The sequence below is a fragment of the Vibrio anguillarum genome, from assembly GCF_003390515.1.
Classification (GTDB): Bacteria; Pseudomonadota; Gammaproteobacteria; order Enterobacterales; family Vibrionaceae; genus Vibrio; species Vibrio anguillarum.
In genome coordinates this window covers 3,141,640-3,143,102 of the sequence record NZ_CP031479.1, presented here as the reverse complement: position 1 = coordinate 3,143,102, position 1,463 = coordinate 3,141,640, and the positions used below count along the sequence as shown (strand labels likewise).

The following is a 1,463-nucleotide window of genomic DNA, read 5'->3' as shown; positions in this document are numbered from 1 at the left end:
TGAGCCGTTTGTTATGTGATTTTTCGTTTTAACTCCATTTCTTGCTCTTTGAACAAAACGTAATCACTAGATTTTCTACTCTTCGCCGCTGTAAACCATTGAACCCCAGTTTCATCTAAGTGATTAAACTCTAAACGAAATTCATACTTATTACTGCTAACAAAACCCAAAAATGCACCGAATATAAATGCTACCAATGGCAAAAAGGATGCATACGCTAATCCATATTCCTGATGCTCTGATGGGATAAAGATAAAAAGTAAACTCGATGAAATTGCACCCAACAGAAACATTCTCATAAGATAGTCTTTGAACGTCAAAACTTTCACTTCAACACCAACAATTCGACTTAAATCATAAGCATCTGAATTTACTTTCAATTGATTATCTAATTGCTGAATTATCACTGAATTAGCCACTAAATTCTCCTTTATGTAGCTGAATTTACAAGATCACATAACGCCCGGCTAAGGCTTAGCCGGGCGTTATGTTGCAATGCAGTTTCGAGTAAATAAGGATAGTGAAATGTACAAGGAAATCATAGATTTTTGGTTCAATGAGCTTGAGCCTATGCAATGGTGGCAAAAAGATGAAGCCTTTGATCTTATGATTAAAAGTCGCTTCGGAGAGCTTCATGACAAAGCGAAATCAGGTGAATTAGCTAGTTGGCGTGAGATACCTTTAGGTGCTTTAGCTGAGGTTATAATCCTGGATCAATTTTCTCGTAATATTTACCGAAATAAACCAGAGTCTTTCACTTGTGACTCAATGGCAGTAACCCTAACTCAATTTGCTATAGCAAACGGTTTAGACAGTCAGTTATCTGATATCCAGAAAGTGTTCCTCTATATGCCGTTTATGCACAGTGAATCGAAGTTAATTCATATTGAAGCAGTCAAACTTTTTGAGTCGGTAGGTATCGAAAGTAATATAGAGTTTGAGTATAAGCATAAAGCGATAATCGACAAGTTTGGACGTTACCCACACCGAAATGAAATACTTGGTCGTGAGTCAACAGAAGCCGAGCTAGAATTTCTAAAGCAACCAAATTCTGGCTTCTAAATCAGCAACATAACAAACAATTTAAGANNTCTTGAGCCGTTTGTTATGTTTATTTAGCCTAAGATTTAAGACACTTAATTGCGTCACTTACCGTCTCAAATTGAATTTTTGTCAAACAAACTTCAGCTCGACAAAACTCGTGACATTGAATCAATCTTGATGCATCTTCTGCTGACATCTGGACTGAGTTTCCAACCAAGTTAATCGCTGTTGAAGCATCTGAAACCAATGAGTATACAAAGCCTTCAGAATCTATTACTCGATCATCTGAGCTAAAAATCAACCCCACACATTCGCAGTTCAAGTCAGTTTCTGAGCCCAAATAAATGAGCTCATCGTCACCATCCAATTTCAGGATACAAGGCCAATTGACCATGAATTTCTCCAATAAACATAACGCC

The 1,463-nt window shown here is 37.1% G+C and carries 3 protein-coding genes; 1 reads left to right on the top strand and 2 read right to left on the bottom strand.

Annotated features, from left to right (window positions below; genetic code table 11):
- Positions 1-11 precede the first annotated feature (11 nt).
- On the bottom strand, positions 12-419 hold the full coding sequence (locus tag DD616_RS17240; protein ID WP_176429656.1) for a hypothetical protein: 408 nt from the start codon (positions 417-419) through the stop codon (positions 12-14).
- 106 nt (positions 420-525) lie between these two features.
- Here DD616_RS17240 and DD616_RS17235 point away from each other — a divergent pair, with 106 nt between their 5' ends.
- Entirely contained in the window at positions 526-1,062 is a 537-nt protein-coding gene (locus DD616_RS17235) for a DUF924 family protein (RefSeq protein WP_047691615.1), read from the top strand.
- 58 nt (positions 1,063-1,120) lie between these two features.
- Here DD616_RS17235 and DD616_RS17230 read toward each other — a convergent pair whose 3' ends face one another.
- The gene (locus DD616_RS17230) at positions 1,121-1,438 is read right to left on the bottom strand and encodes a DUF4144 domain-containing protein (RefSeq protein WP_208872346.1); all 318 of its coding nucleotides are present in this window, start codon (positions 1,436-1,438) and stop codon (positions 1,121-1,123) included.
- Between the last annotated feature and the right edge of the window lie 25 nt (positions 1,439-1,463).

Coding starts and splice junctions, on each gene's coding strand:
- DD616_RS17235 (WP_047691615.1), top strand. CDS start 526: ATGTACAAGGAAATCATAGATTTTTGGTTCAATGAGCTTGAGCCTATG.
- DD616_RS17230 (WP_208872346.1), bottom strand. CDS start 1,438: ATGGTCAATTGGCCTTGTATCCTGAAATTGGATGGTGACGATGAGCTC.